A 15,766-nucleotide genomic window follows, 5' to 3' on the forward strand; every position below is an offset into this window, starting at 1 on the left:
AGTCGGGAAATTACGGTTCAAAGACCTCATAAACCAGGAGGTCAGAGAAATTTACAGTTACTGCCATGTTATTGGTCGACCTGGCAAAAAGGCCCAGGCTTCCGGAGCTTAGCAGTGGATCTTGGACAGAAAACTGATATTCCCCGTTGACAAAAAAGGACATCGCGCTACCCTTTGCTGAGATTCCTAAACGGGAGGTAGCAGGTGCACCCGGGGGCACTGCACCGCTTAGCATCCAGGGTTGGGGTGAGGAAGCTTGCCCGTTGATGAGGCGATCGAGGCGGACCTGCCCATTACAGGATAATGCAAAGCGGTAGTAATCTCCGCTGGATTGCAACCTGAACAGCACCCCATATTCATCTAGCTTTTGGCACAGGCTGGTTTCCGCAGTGATCTCCAGATAGAAATCCGTGAACTTCGGCTCGTCCCGGAGGGTGTAGAGATAAGCATTCGTCTCAGCGATGGCGATCGTCAGCTCATTTTTACCCAATGCCACACTGCCAGCATCCGTTCGTGAAAGGCTCCAGGCAGCGGGGTCAGAAAAATCGTCTTCGAGCAATACCTGCCCAGTCTTAGGTCGTAAGTCCGCAGTTGGAGTGATGACTGGCGTCGGAAATGGCGTATAGGTGGTAGTCGGTGGAAACCAGATGATCGTCGGGGTGAATGTGGCCGATGGGAGCGGGATCGGTGTATCTGTTGGGAGTACCTGCGTAGCAGGTGCCGCGCTACAGGCAAAACATAACACTACAGCCAGGCATGTGCCCATCAGGCCTCGCCTACGAGAATATTGAAAAATCCGGTGTAACCTGTTCAGCATATGCATGATAAAAAAAAATAAAAGCACAATTTCAAAGCTGTTGTACAATTGGTGTGTTCACCTTCCAATTATAAATAACTGACAGGAATATACAATAGGAGGGTTCATTCTAGCACAACCTAACCTGTTACCGCAACCGAATCCCATCCCTTGAAACAAAGGAGAAGTTATGCGCAAGAAGGTCATCCTCATCACTGGCGTTTCAGGCGAAATCGGGCAAGCGCTGGTAAATAGCCTGGTCAAACAAACCGATTTGCCCATCATCGCCCTGGATATTGCTCCAATCCCTGAAGCACTTCATTCCTTGGTGATCCCCATGCAAGGCGATATCATGGATAAATCCCTGTTATCACGCCTGGTCAGTGAATATGAAGTCGACACAATCTATCACCTGGCTGCCCTGCTATCCACCCGGAGTGAATTTACCCCCGAGGCAGCCCATAAAGTGAATGTTGAAGGCACCCTGGGCCTCTTGAATCTGGCGGCTGAACAATCCGATTGGAGAGACGAGCCGGTAAAATTCATCTTTCCCAGCTCGATCGCCGCATATGGCCTTCCCGACCTTGACACCAAGACGACCTATACCCGTGTGCGAGAATGGGAATGGAACAACCCGCGCACTATGTATGGCTGTAATAAGTTGTACTGCGAGCAGCTGGGAATTTACTACAGTAAGTACTACCGCCAGCTGGCAGCTGACCTGCCAGTCATGTTGGATTTCCGCTGCTTACGTTTCCCTGGCTTAATTAGTGCCTTCACTGCACCCAGCGGAGGAACCAGTGATTACGGTCCTGAAATGCTGCACCATGCTGCACAAGATAAACCATACGCTTGCTTCGTACGTGAGGATGTCCGCATCCCCTTCATGGTCATGCCCGATGCAGTCAAATCGATATTAATGCTGACCAATGCTCCAAAATCGGCCCTCAAGCATTCAGTGTACAATGTGACCAGCTTCAGCTTATCCGCTGCTGAATTCCGCGACTGGGTGTTGAAATATTTTCCCAACGCTCAGATTACCTTTCAACCTGATGTAAAACGCCAGGCGATTGTCGATTCGTGGCCAGCTGACCTGGACGACAGTGCTGCTCGCCGCAATTGGGCCTGGCAACCGGATTATGATGCCGTCCGCTCCTTCGATGAATACCTGGTGCCCAACATCCGCCAGAGATACCAGGCAAAATAGGCTTTGTGGCTAGTTTAAAATATACAGGATTTTGTGGACAACCTGTGTAAAGATGATCAGTGAGCCTTCTCTTCCCCATCCTGGTTTGATCGTGCTATTCGGCTCAGGTGAGACCTCCCCTACCGGGCGCAAGATCTTTGAAGGCATCATGCAGAAGCTGCCCCGATCTCCACGATTAGTGCTGCTTGAAACGCCCGCCGGTTTCGAACTCAATTCTTCCCGGGTAATCGGCCGGGTGGGAGAATTTTTCAGCCATCGCCTGCAAAACCACGCTCCATGTGTTGAAATCATCCCTGCCCGTAAACGCGGTACGGCTTACAGTCCCGACAACCCCCAGGTCGTTTCACCCCTCTTAGACGCTGACCTGATTTTCATGGGGCCGGGTAGTCCTTCATATGCGATCCGGCAGCTACGTGACAGCCTGGCATGGCAATATCTGATTGCACGTCACCGCCTGGGTGCTGTGCTGGCTTTAGCCAGTGCAGCAACAGTGGCGATCAGTGCCTGTGCTCTACCTGTATATGAAATTTACAAGGTGGGTGAAGAACTCCACTGGATCGATGGATTGGATCTTTTCAGCCTGTATGGTCTGCGGCTTGTTTTTGTTCCCCATTGGAATAATCAGGAGGGGGGTGCAGAGCTGGATACCAGCCGGTGTTTCATGGGGCAAATGCGCTTCATGCAGCTGATGGAGATGCTCCCAGACGATATGACCATCATCGGCCTGGATGAGAAAACCGCCCTCATTATGGATCCTGCGAACTGCGAGTGCCACGTTAGAGGTTTGGGTAAGGTCACACTGATCCATACGGGTCATAAACATGCTCCCGATAGCATGAGCGCTTCCCAGAATCCCGCTTCGATGTTAAGAGGGACAGATGAAGACCTGGTGATCATCGCCAACCAACGCCATGGGCATTTTCACCAATATGAAGATGAGGATACTTTCCCCATGGATGAAATTGGGCAGTTCCATGCGTTCCATCCGGAAACCAACCTTCCCAGTGAGATCTGGCAAAAAGCTCTTCAGTCGGCAAATGACAAGCGGGGGGCCTCAATTCCGATCCCTCCACTTGAAGTCCTATCCATGGTCGAAGCACGGCAGGTGGCACGCCAGAGAGGGGAATGGGCTCAGGCGGATAGCATCCGCCTGCAGGTGGAAAAACTGGGCTGGAAGATCGTTGATACCAGGGATGGCCCGCAAATCGAAAAGGTATCGTGACCTAAACCATAATTACAACTAGAGGTGTGCCAATGTCGAATTCGTTGAAGATTGGCTATATCGGCCTCGGGCTGATGGGAAAATCCATTGCCCGGAATATCCTGAATGCAAATTTCCCATTGACAGTACACAACCGCAGCCAGGCTGCAGTGGCAGAGCTGGTCAACGAAGGCGCACAGGCAGCCAACTCACCCAGAGAAGTTGCTTCTCAGGTGGATATCGTCTTTACCAACCTGCCCGATACCCCCGATGTAGAGCTAGTTGCCCTGGGGGAAAACGGGATCATCCATGGGGCTCATCCGGGCCTGATTTACGTAGATAATTCGACTATTAAACCTGCATCTGCCCGGCAAATTGCTGCAGTCATGGCCCAAAAAGGTGTGCAATGCCTGGATGCACCCGTCAGTGGTGGCGATATCGGTGCCCGTCAGGGGACGCTGGCCATCATGGTCGGCGGTCCTGCCGAAGCCCTTGAAACCGTGCGGCCTGTTTTCGCCGCAATGGGAAAAACTGTCACCCACGTAGGGGAAGCGGGTGCGGGGCAGATTGCCAAGGCAGCCAACCAGATTATGGTGGCAGCCCAGATGGTGGCCATGGCAGAGCTGTTGATTTTCTCCAAAAAAGCAGGTGCAGACCCGCAAAAAGTGGTGGAGGCGATTAAGGGAGGTGCCGCTCAATGTTGGACATTGGATGTTAAGCCACCTCGCCTCTTCAACGGCAACCGCAGCCCAGGGTTTAAAGCACATATGCAAGCAAAAGACCTCAATATTATTATGGAGACTGCCCAAGCGTATGGAATCCCATTGCCTTCTACTGCGGTAGCTACCCAGCTCTATAATGCCATGCTGCAGCTGGATATGGCCAATCTCGATAACTCAGCTGTGATCGGGGTAATTGAGCTGCTTTCCAATGTAAGGTTGCTCGAATGAAAACGCAGTTAAAGAATCTGCTAAATCGCATTCCCTGGCATGCCGGTAGTGAAGCCGATCCGGAGACGTTTATCGTGATAGACCAGGCTTGTGAGGTATTTGGAGAAGGATTTCACCCACTCAAGCCATAGCCTGTCTCCTCAGATTTTATCAGTGCCCTTTCTCATGCATATGGTTATAGATCATCGTTTTACAAATCAATAGAGATATGCAACGGAAAATCTAATCCTGCGTATACAGGTTTAGATAACCAGACAGGAGCACGAAGTGAATATGCTAGAACCTGAGTTACTCGATCAGGTGATCCAAGGTAATCAAGAGGCATTCACCCACCTGGTTGAGACCTACCAGAAACCAGTGTTCAACCTGTGTTATCGGATGTTGGCTGATGCAGATGAGGCTGAGGATGTGGCCCAGGAGACTTTCTTGCGGGTATATCGGAATATCAAAAATTATGATACCAATCGCCCGTTTTCAACCTGGCTGCTTTCGATCGCAGCCCACTCGTGCATCGACCTGCTGCGGAAAAGACGCATGCTGATCCTCTCACTGGACTCAACACCTTATCTCGACCCTGCCGATGGCTCAGCTGGCCCGGAAGGGATGTTTTTCCTCAAGGAGGATCAACGCAGGGTGCAGGCTCTATTAACCACACTCAACCCGCATGACCGGGCAGCAGTGGTCATGTATTACTGGTATGACTTTTCTTACGAAGAGATCGCCAGCAGCCTCTCGCTGACCACCAGCGCCGTAAAGAGCCGACTGCACCGTGCCAGGTTAAGCATGGCCCAGACCTGGTCGAAACCAAACGGCACGAGTTATGTGCCAGAAAGGAATCCACATGAATCATCAGCCTTTTAGGGAATGGCTGCTGTCTGAGGAGACTCTTTCAGCTGAACAGGATCAATCCTTACGAGAACATCTCGCAACTTGCGAGGCATGCAATCAGATACAGGCATCCTGGATGGAATTGGAATTCATCATCAAGGATGCCCCACAGGTGGAGCCAATGCCTGGCTTCACCCGCCGGTGGCAAGCGCATCTTGAAGAATATCAGGCCCAACAACTGGCCCGCCGGGGTTGGGTCTCGATCGGATTGACCGCTCTCATCGCCGGCATATTGGTAGCTTTATTAATTTTTGAAGTCTGGACATTGATCCAGGATCCAGGTCCGTTCGTCATCGTATGGCTCGATCGTGTGGTTTCAATATTTGCCAATTACTTCGTCTTACAGAATCTAATTAAGTCTATACACTGGTTTAATCCAGGAATGGTCTTTTTGGGTATGATCTTCCTGGTAGGTATGATCAGCTTCATGAGTGTCTTGTGGTTATCCACATATAGAAAACTAAGTCTTGTCTGGAGGGTAGAATGAAACACATCAATCTCAAGTTAGTATCCGCAACCTTGTTAGCCGTGCTCCTGTTGGGAGTATTCCCTGTTACAGCATTCGCAGCCACACCGAAGGATTTGGTAGTCGGCAATAATTACACGCTGGAAAGTGGGAAAATCCTTAACAATGATCTGCTCGTGCTGGGTGGTAATGTCGACTTGCAGAAGGACTCCATCGTGACTGGCAGCGTGATCATCTTCGGTGGAAATTGCACTGCAGCAGGCACGATCAACGGTGACCTGGTCGTACTGGGGGGTACGATCAACCTGGCTTCGACATTCGTCTTGCAAGGCAACCTAACCTCGGCGGGTGGTTCGGTTAATCGCGCCCCAGGTGCCCAGATCAATGGGCAAGTAAATACGAACATTTCAGGGCCTTCCGTCATCCTTCCTGGCGGGGTACGCTTCCCGGTGATCAATGCCACCTACAATCCAGCCGTTAAAGTAGCCGGATACTTCGTTGGACTGATCCTCTGGTCACTGGTAGCGATGCTGCTAGCCATGTTCCTGCCTAACCCCCTCACACGCACCTACCAGACCGAGATCTCTGAACCGCTCATCTCCGGAGGACTAGGCTGCCTGACAATCATCATCGTGCCAATCGTCCTGGTTCTGCTGGCGATCACGATCTGCCTCTCTCCGGTGGCACTGCTTGGGGCGTTCGTCCTGGCGGCTGCATGGGCTTATGGATTGATCGCCATGGGCCTTGAAGTCGGCCGGCGTATTAGCCTGATGTTCAAGCATGAATGGCACCCTGCCATTTCTGCCGGCGTAGGCACCCTGGTCTTGATGGCTATCTTAACTGGCCTGCAGACTTTCTTGCCATGCATAGGATGGATACCCATGTTCGTGGCTGGTATCGTTGGCTTGGGTGCGGTGCTGTTGACCCAATTCGGCAGGAAACCCTATGTGAGTGGGACGAGGCGGCCAGCAGTCAGCAGCAGTGAAATCCTTCCACCCGCCGGTGGCTCCGATCTCAATCCTCCTGCAAACCAATAACCAAACACTATACTCATTTATTCATCGATGGTTAAATGTAGAGACGCAGCAGTGCTGCGTCTCTACTAATTTTTTATAAATCCGTGGATTAATTCTGGAGATCGTGGCTAAGCATAGCCCACATTCATGAACTTTGCGCCAGTGCACTAAAAGGAAAGGGTTCTCCAGCTTTACCGATAGAGCATTTATTTTGTGCCAGCGTATAGGATGGCACTCAAGATGATCCCGATCTGACCAAGGTGATAAGTGATCATGGTCAGCAGCCGAGCGTGTGCAAAGCGTTTTATGAACCTGTCCCAGGCCAGGATCGAATCGGAGGCGAAAAATAGCACTGCGCCGATCGATGCAGACAGTGCAGCAAACATCGGCCAACCCGGGCGTGTCCAGGTGAGGACAGCCGAATAAACCATCAGGCTGATCACCAGTGAGTAAACCAGCACGGGTATTTTCAAAGCTGCCTTCTCCTTCTCGGCCAACCCAGCTGCTAATTTGGGATACAGCCAGCCAAGATAGATGGCCAACGCTACAATGAGCACGATGCCGAGCAAGTTGATATAGGGTGCAGAGTTATTAAACCCAACCACGTAGCATATATGACCAATCAAGAAGGAAATCAGTCCTAGAATGAAATACTTTTCCGGGAGCATGAGGAAAACATCCCCACCTAAGCAGAAGACAGCACCCAGGGTGAACCATAGCATGCTGCCTCCCCAACCTGCACTCTGCCCGATCCACCATAGGAGCGCCAACATCGTCCCCGGTTTGGCGAAATACTCAAGGGTTTTCCAGTGCTTCTCGACCGCAACCCAGTTCAGTACTGCCAGGACCAATGCGATAATGAGTGGGTAAATTGACATGATTTTCCTCCCTTGTTAGGAATTAAACATCTGTTTGACCATTTTTTCATCATCACGCCAGTTTTTGCGGAGCTTAACCCGCAACTGCAGGTAAGTCTCTTTTCCGCTCATCGCTTCGATTTCCTTGCGTGCAGATGTGCCAATCTTCTTGAGCATGTGGCCGCTTTGCCCAATCACGATTCCTTTGTGGCTCTCGCGTTCAACAAAAATGGTCGCTTCGATATACACTGCCTGGGCGCTCCGCTCAGTGTATTCGTCGATCCTGACCACAATGCCATGCGGGACTTCATACTTCAGATGGTTCAGGCACGCCTCACGGATCAGGTCAGCGGTGATATCCCGCTCAAACAGGTCAGTCACTTGCTCTTCAGGGTAAAAAGGCTCACCTGCAGGTAAGTAGCTGACGATCTTCTCAAGGAGCAGCTCCTTGTTATCACCGCGTGTGGCCGACACCTTTACAAGGTTGCTCTTCGGGATCAGCTCTTGATAAGCAGCCTGGATCTCGGGAGACTGGTTGGACTGCAGCAAGTCGATTTTGTTGAGAACCAACAGGATTTTATCCGGTCTGACCATAGAATTTAACATCCCAGCCAGCATCTGGTCCTCATCGGTCGGCATCTGGCTGGCATCAACCATAAATAGCACCACATCACAGTGTTCCAGGGCAGAACGTGCCTCCAGATTCATGCTTTCGCCCAGCTTGCTGTGCGGCTTGTGAATACCGGGCGTGTCGATAAAGATCGCCTGGTATTCCCCGGTGGTCAGGATGCCCTCCTGCCGCCGGCGAGTTGTCTGCGGGCGTGGCGAAACAGCGGCCACCTTCTGCCCAATCAATGCATTGATGAGTGTCGACTTTCCCACATTGGGTCGGCCCATTACGGCTACAAACCCAGCCAGGTATTCCTTATCCATATCCATGATTGAATTCTATCAGTAGAAGATGACCTTGTACATAAAATCACCATATTCCATGGGCGGAAAGTTTCATCATTTACTAATCAAACCATCTTGACCAAATTGAAACAAATGTTATAATATTCGTTTGCGTGTTTGGCTTCGTATATTGAATAATTAGAATGGACTTTGAACTAGGGATCTTAAAATTCGTTGCGTGATGGTAAAAATTCATCACGCCTTATTTGTTAATCACATAGTAACAGTCCGCTGAAAATTGTTACACTAGGAGAGAATTATGGCACCTAACTTGCCAAGCAAGTCCTACGCTCGGATTAATATTGACCTCAAGCTGCCGGACTTGATTGAAGTTCAGATTGAATCCTTCCAACGTTTAAAAACCGAAGGTTTGGCTGATCTCTTCCATGAAGTTTCCCCCATCGAATCATATAACAAGGGAATGAAGCTGTATTTCCCCTCCCGAACCCCTGAATCAGACCAGTGGGAGCTGACTTACAAGTTCGGAGAGCCCAAGCACTCGCTTGAAGAATGCGTCGAACGTGACCTGACTTACGCCAGCCCGTTATATGTCTCTGTGCTATTGGCTGGACCGGAAGTCCCGCAACCCATCAAGCAGGATATCTTCCTGGGTGATTTCCCTGAAATGACCGAGAAGGGTACCTTTATTGTTAACGGCACCGAGCGTGTAGTCGTCTCCCAGCTGATCCGCTCACCGGGCGTCTACTTTGAGGCACCCGTCGACCGATCTACAGGACGCAACCTGGCCATCGCCAAGCTGATCCCCGATCGAGGCGCCTGGATGGAGTTTGAAACCCGCAAAAGCGACTACCTTACTCTGCGGTTCAACCGCAAACGCACCGTGCCCATCACCATCTTCCTACGTGCCCTGTCAGCGGTGAACGATGGTTTACCTGATTCACCCCTCAATACAGGTACGGATGAAGAGCTGTTAACCCTTTTCCAGGATGTGGATAACAATCCCGACCGCATGTTCATCCCAGCTTCGTTTGCCCAGGAGCCGCAATGGGATCTGTCGAACAACCAGACCATTGCTGAAGCTGCCCTGTTGGAGTTCTTTAAGCGCATGCGCCCGGGTGACCCTGCCACACTCGATAATGCCCGGGGTTTTCTGCAGGAACAGCTGTTTGACCAGCGTCACTACGACCTAGAGCGTGTTGGGCGGTATAAGCTAAACCAGAAGCTTGACCTGCACGACCGTGTACCGATCACCCACCGCATGATCACCAAGTGGGATATCGTGCGCCTCGTCCGTCGCATGATCATGATCAACAATGGCACCCAGGCTCCTGATGATATTGACCATCTGGGTAACCGCCGCGCCAAGACCGTTGGCGAGCTGATCCAGAACAAGCTGCGCATCGGTTTACGGCGTATGGAGCGGGTGATCAAGGAGCGTATGTCGATCCGCGATCAAGACCAGCTGACCCCCATCACCTTGATCAACATCCGCCCGGTGGTGGCCGCCTTGCGCGAGTTCTTCGGCTCAAGCCAGCTATCCCAGTTCATGGATCAGACCAACCCGCTGGCAGAGCTGCGCCACAAGCGTACGCTTTCTGCTCTAGGTCCGGGTGGTTTACGCCGTGAGCGGGCTGGTTTTGACGTCCGCGACGTGCACCACTCGCACTATGGCCGAATCTGCCCCATTGAAACCCCTGAAGGCCCGAATATTGGCCTGATCGGCCGCCTGGCCTCCTTTGCCCGAGTCAATGAATATGGTTTCATTGAAACCCCTTACCGGCGCGTGCGTAAAACCTTGGTTCCGAGCGATGAACGGCTGGTTGGTCGTTCACTACGGGAAGACATCAAAGATCCTGATAATGGCAAGCTGGTTGCCAAGAGCGGTGAGCGCGTCACCCTCGACCTGGCGGACAAAATCCGCAAGCTTAACCTGAAAGAAATCCTGGTTGTACCGTTCGTCACCGAAGACACCGAATACCTGTCGGCGGATGTTGAAGATCGTTTCGTGATTGCCCAGGCGAATACACCGATAAACGAATACAACGAGTTTATCCGCACCAGCATCTCCTCCCGCCACTTCTCAGATTTCATTTTTGCAGGCAGTGACAATATCGATTACATGGATGTCGCCCCGCACCAAATCGTGGGCATCAGCGCAGCGCTCATCCCCTTCCTCGAGCATGATGATGCTAACCGCGCCCTGATGGGCTCCAACATGCAGGCTCAGGCAGTCCCACTGCTCAACCCCGATATACCTGCCGTCTCCACTGGCATGGAATACCATGCTGCCATGGACTCAGGCCAGGTGGTGATCGCCGAGGAGGATGGTGAGATCACTTCCGTAACCGGCAATAAAATCATCATCCACACCCCCAAGGTTGACCATACCTATCAGCTGCGCAAATACCAGCGCTCGAACCAGTCCACCTGCATCGATCAGCGCCCGGCAGTCGTCAAAGGGCAGCGCGTGCACAAAGGCGAGGTGATTGCTGACTCGTCATCCACCGAAAATGGCGAGCTGGCCTTGGGTCAGAATGTGGTGGTGGCTTTCCTCTCATGGGAAGGGGCTAACTTTGAAGATGCCATCGTCATCTCGGAGCGCCTGGTCCAGGAAGATCGCTTTACCTCGGTCCACATAGAAAAATATGAAGTCGAATCACGTGATACTCGCCTTGGCCCGGAAGAAATCACCCGCGATATCCCCAACGTCGGTGAAGATGCCATTAAGGATCTTGACGAGACAGGGATCATCCGCATCGGTGCTGAAGTAGGTCCGAACGATATCCTGGTAGGCAAGATCTCTCCTAAGGGTGAGAAAGAACTCACCCCGGAAGAGCGCCTGCTGAGAGCTATTTTTGGTGAGAAGTCACGCGATGTGAAAGACACTTCCCTGCGTATGCCACACGGTGAGCGCGGCAAAGTCGTTGACGTGAAAGTATTCACCCGTGAAGATAATACCGATCTGGCAGCTGGTGTTGACATGATGGTGCGAGTCTCAGTAGCTCAGCGCCGCAAGATTACCGCAGGCGATAAAATGGCTGGACGGCACGGGAATAAAGGTGTCGTGTCTCGCGTGGTGGCTGAAGAAGATATGCCCTTCCTGGACGACGGAACTCCGGTCGACATCATCCTGAATCCCACCGGCGTGCCTGGCCGTATGAATCTCGGCCAGGTGCTGGAAACGCACCTGGGATGGGCAGCCAGCCGGTTGGGCTTCCGCGCGATCACTCCCGTGTTTGATGGCGCCACCGAAGTTGAAATTGACGCAGAGCTAGCCCGTGCCTGGTTGATCGACCAGGCCTGGAAGGAAGTCGGGCTCAAAGCCTGGGAAATGCTCAATGAAACCGAGCATGACCCGATGCAGTATGAGGACGATAACGAAGTACGCAACCTCTACATGGAAGACTGGCTGGCTGATCTAGGATATGACGTATCCCTGTTTAAGTCGGACTTTTACTATGCCCGCCGCTCCGTTTTACGCGAGTGGTTGCGGGTATATGGTTACGATCCGGATATGGTCATTGCGCCTGAAGGTATTGCAGTAGATGGTGAACAACAAGCCAGAATGGACAGATATGCCGTCACCACCTGCTTGCGCCAATGGCTGGAACAGCAGGGGCAGGATGTTGCGAAGCTCGACGACGAAGACATCGCCAACGAAGCCCAGAAGTTTTCATTAAACACTAGTGTGCCTGTACCAACCATCGGTAAGCAGGTTGTCCGCGATGGGAAGACCGGCGACCCATACGATCGCCCGGTGACCGTGGGTGTCATGACCATGCTTAAGCTTCACCACCTGGTAGAAGATAAAGTCCATGCCCGTTCAACCGGACCGTACAGCCTGGTTTCGCAGCAGCCTCTGGGTGGTAAAGCCCAGTTCGGTGGGCAACGTTTCGGTGAGATGGAAGTGTGGGCACTGGAAGCGTACGGTGCCGCCTACACCCTCCAGGAAATGCTGACGGTGAAGTCAGACGATGTCCAGGGCCGTGTGAAGACTTACGAGGCTATCGTCAAGGGTGAAACAATTGAAGAGCCCAGCATCCCCGCATCATTCAGGGTTTTGGTGAAAGAGCTACAAAGCCTTGGCCTGGCGGTCGAAGCCCTCACTGATGCCGGAGAAGTGATCAAGTTTGGTAAGGACGAAGAACGCTCACGTCCACCCAGGTTGCAAACAGGTCTTTTAGACCTTGATCCTCATCTATAAAATCCTTGACGCTCATTTGAGCGCATGGTAAAATCGCTTCTCGTCGTCTTTAACATACGAAGGTAGTAACCCTACCCGAATCGTATACCAAAGCAAGCAAGGCGAGGCCATCGAAGGATTGATGGCCTCCCTTAATGGAATTATCAAATTTAGGAAAAAATGCTCGGAGGCGAAGGTGCCAACAATCAATCAACTAGTCCGTCGTGGACGCAAAACTAAGAGAGAAAAGAGCAAGGCTCCGGCCCTGCTGTACACTCTCAATCTGAACAACCAAAACCGGATCCGCCAGAGCAAAGGCTCACCCCAAAAGCGAGGCGTTTGCACTGTGGTCAAGACCATGACCCCCAAGAAGCCTAACTCGGCCCTGCGCAAGATTGCGCGTGTACGCCTGACGAACGGTATTGAAGTGACTGCTTATATCCCCGGTGAAGGGCATGCACTGCAGGAGCACTCCGTGGTGTTAGTGCGCGGTGGTCGTGTAAAAGACCTGCCAGGTGTGCGCTATCATATCGTCAGGGGCTCGCTGGATACTGGCGGCGTCAACAATCGTAAGCAAGGTCGTTCCAAATACGGCTCGAAGCGTCCTAAAGAATAAACCTCGCCCCCTCGGAGTAATCACATGTCTCGACGTAGTAAACCAGAAAAACACGAAATCCCGGGCGATGTGCGCTTTAATAGCGAGCACGTCCAGAACTTCATCAACCGCGTGATCAAGAGCGGCAAGCGTAGTGTAGCAACTACCATTGTATATGATGCGTTTGACATGATTGAAGATAGAACGAAACGCAGCTCTCTCGAAATCTTTGAGCTGGCCATCAAGAATGTATCGCCCATCCTCGAGGTAAAACCCCGTCGTGTGGGTGGAGCCACGTATCAGATCCCGATGGAAGTGCCTCCCTACAGGCGTTTCGCACTCGCTTCACGCTGGATCCTGCAGGGCGCCAATGCGCGCTCGGGGAAATCCTTTGCAGAGAAGCTGGCAGGCGAGCTCCTGGACGCCTCCAATAATACTGGTTCAGCCATCCGCAAGCGCGAAGAAACTCATAAAATGGCTGAAGCAAACCGTGCCTTTTCGCATTACCGGGCATAGGCTTTCAAATTACGCGAGTTATTTTGTAGTGGTCAAAGGTAACCTGTATGCCTCGCCAGTATCCTCTCGATCTGTATCGCAATATTGGCATTATTGCCCATATTGACGCTGGCAAGACCACCACTACCGAACGCATCCTTTTCTACACAGGCAAAACCCACCGCCTCGGATCAGTTGACGATGGTACCACAGTCACTGATTGGATGGAGCAGGAACGTGAACGAGGTATCACCATAGTTTCTGCGGCAGTTTCTGCTGAGTGGAAAGGTTACCAAATCAATATCATTGATACGCCAGGGCATATTGACTTCACTGCTGAAGTCCAGCGCTCACTACGTGTCTTAGACGGCGGGATCGTCGTTTTTGATGCGGTTCAAGGCGTTGAACCGCAGAGTGAGACGGTTTGGCGCCAGGCAGATCGCTACCATGTACCCCGCATCTGCTTCGTCAACAAGATGGATCGTGTGGGTGCTTCCTTTGAGCGGTCCATTGAAAGTATGAAGCATCGCCTGGGAGCCAATGTAGCTGCCATGCAGGTGCCGATCGGCAGTGAAGCGGCCTTCAAGGGTGTGGTTGACTTGCTCACCTTTAAGGCCATCGTCTGGGATGATACCCTGGGCACAGAGGCGATCGAAGACGAGATCCCGGCGGATCTCAAGGTCACCGTCAAGGAAATGCACTCCCGCTTGCTCGAGCAGATCGCAGAGACAGACGACATCCTGACGATGCGCTACCTGGAAGGTGATGAGATCGCCGTCGATGAGCTCAAAGCCGCTCTACGTAAGGCGACGATCACTGGAAAAATTACCCCCGTGTTCTGCGGGAGCTCTTTAAGAAATAAAGGCGTTCAGCTCTTGTTGGATGGAGTGATCGATTATCTGCCTTCCCCGGCCGATATCCCTCCAGTTGAAGGCATCCATCCCCATACCGGTCATACTGTTGAAAGACCGGCGGTTGATGATGCCCCAATGAGCGCATTGGTCTTTAAAATCGTCTCAGATCCCTATGTTGGGCGTCTGGCTTATATCCGGGTTTATTCGGGGAAGATTACCCAGGGCAGCATGGTGTTCAATCCCACCAAAGACCGCCGTGAACGGGTGGGGCGCTTGCTACGCATGTATGCTGACCGGCGGGAAGACATTACTGAGATCCTGGCGGGTGACATTGGCGCGGTGCTTGGTTTGAAGGATTCCTTCACCGGTGACACCCTGTGCGATGCCTCCAACCAGATTGTGCTGGAAAATATCACCTTCCCAGAACCAGTCATCTCGGTGGCGATCGAACCTCGCACTACGGCAGACCAGGACAAGATGTCGGAAGCCTTGCATAAGCTGTCTGACGAAGACCCGACCTTCAGGGTGCGGGTGGACGAAGAGACAGGCCAGACGATCATCTCTGGCATGGGTGAGCTTCATCTGGAAATCCTGATCGACCGTATGCTGCGTGAGTTCAGGGTGCAAGCCAGGGTCGGTAAACCCCAGGTGGCTTATCGTGAAACCATCACGAAGCCCGTGGATAAGGCAGAGTACCGCTATATCAAGCAGACTGGCGGGCGTGGCCAATATGGTCACGTGGTGCTGGCCATTGAACCGGGGGAACCCGGGACCGGCATCGCTTACGAAAATAAGATCGTGGGCGGCGTTATCCCCAAGGAATACCTGCCCGCTGTCGAAAAAGGCGTGCGTGAAGCCGCCGAAGCTGGTGTGCTGGCTGGATACCCGGTGGTGGATGTCAAGATCATGCTGACGGATGGCTCTTTCCACGAAGTCGATTCGAGCGACATGGCCTTCAAGATGGCTGCCTCGATGGCCTTCAAAGAAGCCATCCACAAAGCTGGGCCCATCCTGCAAGAGCCGATCATGAAAGTCGAAGTGATCGCCCCGGATGAATTTTTAGGTGAGATCATGGGCCAGCTGAACGCCCGCCGTGGAAATATCATTGGCACCGAAGTACGCCCTGGGAATACGCAGATGGTCACTGCGATGGTGCCACTGGCAGAGATGTTCGGTTACGCCACCGATCTGCGATCAGCCACCCAGGGAAGAGGCGTGTTTACAATGGAATTTGACCACTACTCTCAGGTATCTGAGAATGTGGCAAAGACAATATTGGCATAACTTTGGATCATTGTTTCATAGTCATCAAGGAGAACGTTTATGGCAAAGCAAAAATTTGA

Annotated in this window: 13 protein-coding genes; 10 read left to right on the top strand and 3 right to left on the bottom strand. The window is 52.2% G+C overall.

The genetic code is table 11. The features are described from left to right. Positions 1-10 precede the first annotated feature (10 nt). A complete protein-coding gene (locus C3F13_05805) occupies positions 11-865 on the bottom strand; it encodes a hypothetical protein (GenBank protein PWB54966.1) in 855 nt (284 codons plus the stop codon). A gap of 121 nt (positions 866-986) precedes the next feature. On the opposite strand from C3F13_05805, the gene C3F13_05810 reads away from it, so the two are divergent. The 6 genes from C3F13_05810 to C3F13_05835 all read left to right on the top strand — a co-directional run bounded on the left by C3F13_05810 (position 987) and on the right by C3F13_05835 (position 6,545). After that, positions 987-2,003, top strand: a complete 1,017-nt coding sequence (locus tag C3F13_05810) for an epimerase (GenBank protein ID PWB54967.1) — start codon at positions 987-989, stop codon at positions 2,001-2,003. A gap of 52 nt (positions 2,004-2,055) precedes the next feature. Beyond that, positions 2,056-3,225 (top strand): hypothetical protein, encoded by a 1,170-nt coding sequence (locus tag C3F13_05815; protein ID PWB54968.1) that lies wholly within the window; start codon positions 2,056-2,058, stop codon positions 3,223-3,225. 32 nt (positions 3,226-3,257) lie between these two features. Further along, positions 3,258-4,154 carry a 2-hydroxy-3-oxopropionate reductase gene (locus C3F13_05820; GenBank protein PWB54969.1) on the top strand — a complete coding sequence of 299 codons (897 nt, stop codon included), beginning with the start codon at positions 3,258-3,260 and terminating at the stop codon, positions 4,152-4,154. A 273-nt stretch (positions 4,155-4,427) separates the two neighbouring features. Then, the gene (locus C3F13_05825; GenBank protein PWB54970.1) at positions 4,428-5,015 is read left to right on the top strand and encodes an RNA polymerase subunit sigma-24; all 588 of its coding nucleotides are present in this window, start codon (positions 4,428-4,430) and stop codon (positions 5,013-5,015) included. After that, entirely contained in the window at positions 4,996-5,529 is a 534-nt protein-coding gene (locus C3F13_05830) for a hypothetical protein (protein ID PWB54971.1), read from the top strand. Before C3F13_05825 ends, C3F13_05830 begins: the two co-directional genes overlap by 20 nt. After that, positions 5,526-6,545 carry a hypothetical protein gene (locus tag C3F13_05835; GenBank protein ID PWB54972.1) on the top strand — a complete coding sequence of 340 codons (1,020 nt, stop codon included), beginning with the start codon at positions 5,526-5,528 and terminating at the stop codon, positions 6,543-6,545. The genes C3F13_05830 and C3F13_05835 overlap by 4 nt, the downstream gene beginning before the upstream one ends. A gap of 185 nt (positions 6,546-6,730) precedes the next feature. Here C3F13_05835 and C3F13_05840 read toward each other — a convergent pair whose 3' ends face one another. Beyond that, entirely contained in the window at positions 6,731-7,402 is a 672-nt protein-coding gene (locus C3F13_05840; GenBank protein PWB54973.1) for a hypothetical protein, read from the bottom strand. A gap of 15 nt (positions 7,403-7,417) precedes the next feature. Next, positions 7,418-8,320, bottom strand: a complete 903-nt coding sequence (locus C3F13_05845; GenBank protein ID PWB54974.1) for a GTPase Era — start codon at positions 8,318-8,320, stop codon at positions 7,418-7,420. A 274-nt stretch (positions 8,321-8,594) separates the two neighbouring features. On the opposite strand from C3F13_05845, the gene C3F13_05850 reads away from it, so the two are divergent. The 4 genes from C3F13_05850 (at position 8,595) to fusA (ending at position 15,707) form a co-directional block, all read left to right on the top strand. Beyond that, positions 8,595-12,500 carry a DNA-directed RNA polymerase subunit beta gene (locus tag C3F13_05850; protein PWB54975.1) on the top strand — a complete coding sequence of 1,302 codons (3,906 nt, stop codon included), beginning with the start codon at positions 8,595-8,597 and terminating at the stop codon, positions 12,498-12,500. Between the two features lie 175 nt (positions 12,501-12,675). Further along, positions 12,676-13,095 carry a 30S ribosomal protein S12 gene (locus C3F13_05855; protein PWB54979.1) on the top strand — a complete coding sequence of 140 codons (420 nt, stop codon included), beginning with the start codon at positions 12,676-12,678 and terminating at the stop codon, positions 13,093-13,095. 24 nt (positions 13,096-13,119) lie between these two features. Next, complete coding sequence (locus C3F13_05860; GenBank protein ID PWB54976.1) at positions 13,120-13,590, top strand: 30S ribosomal protein S7; 471 nt, start codon at positions 13,120-13,122, stop codon at positions 13,588-13,590. Positions 13,591-13,637: 47 nt separating this feature from the next. Then, positions 13,638-15,707 (top strand): elongation factor G, encoded by a 2,070-nt coding sequence (gene fusA, locus C3F13_05865; protein ID PWB54977.1) that lies wholly within the window; start codon positions 13,638-13,640, stop codon positions 15,705-15,707. Positions 15,708-15,766: the final 59 nt, after the last annotated feature.

It is taken from the genome of Anaerolineales bacterium, from assembly GCA_003105035.1.
In the GTDB taxonomy this organism is placed as follows: domain Bacteria; phylum Chloroflexota; class Anaerolineae; order Anaerolineales; family UBA4823; genus FEB-25.

Coding starts and splice junctions, on each gene's coding strand:
- C3F13_05810 (PWB54967.1), top strand. CDS start 987: ATGCGCAAGAAGGTCATCCTCATCACTGGCGTTTCAGGCGAAATCGGG.
- C3F13_05815 (PWB54968.1), top strand. CDS start 2,056: ATGATCAGTGAGCCTTCTCTTCCCCATCCTGGTTTGATCGTGCTATTC.
- C3F13_05820 (PWB54969.1), top strand. CDS start 3,258: ATGTCGAATTCGTTGAAGATTGGCTATATCGGCCTCGGGCTGATGGGA.
- C3F13_05825 (PWB54970.1), top strand. CDS start 4,428: ATGCTAGAACCTGAGTTACTCGATCAGGTGATCCAAGGTAATCAAGAG.
- C3F13_05830 (PWB54971.1), top strand. CDS start 4,996: ATGAATCATCAGCCTTTTAGGGAATGGCTGCTGTCTGAGGAGACTCTT.
- C3F13_05835 (PWB54972.1), top strand. CDS start 5,526: ATGAAACACATCAATCTCAAGTTAGTATCCGCAACCTTGTTAGCCGTG.
- C3F13_05840 (PWB54973.1), bottom strand. CDS start 7,402: ATGTCAATTTACCCACTCATTATCGCATTGGTCCTGGCAGTACTGAAC.
- C3F13_05845 (PWB54974.1), bottom strand. CDS start 8,320: ATGGATATGGATAAGGAATACCTGGCTGGGTTTGTAGCCGTAATGGGC.
- C3F13_05850 (PWB54975.1), top strand. CDS start 8,595: ATGGCACCTAACTTGCCAAGCAAGTCCTACGCTCGGATTAATATTGAC.
- C3F13_05860 (PWB54976.1), top strand. CDS start 13,120: ATGTCTCGACGTAGTAAACCAGAAAAACACGAAATCCCGGGCGATGTG.
- fusA (PWB54977.1), top strand. CDS start 13,638: ATGCCTCGCCAGTATCCTCTCGATCTGTATCGCAATATTGGCATTATT.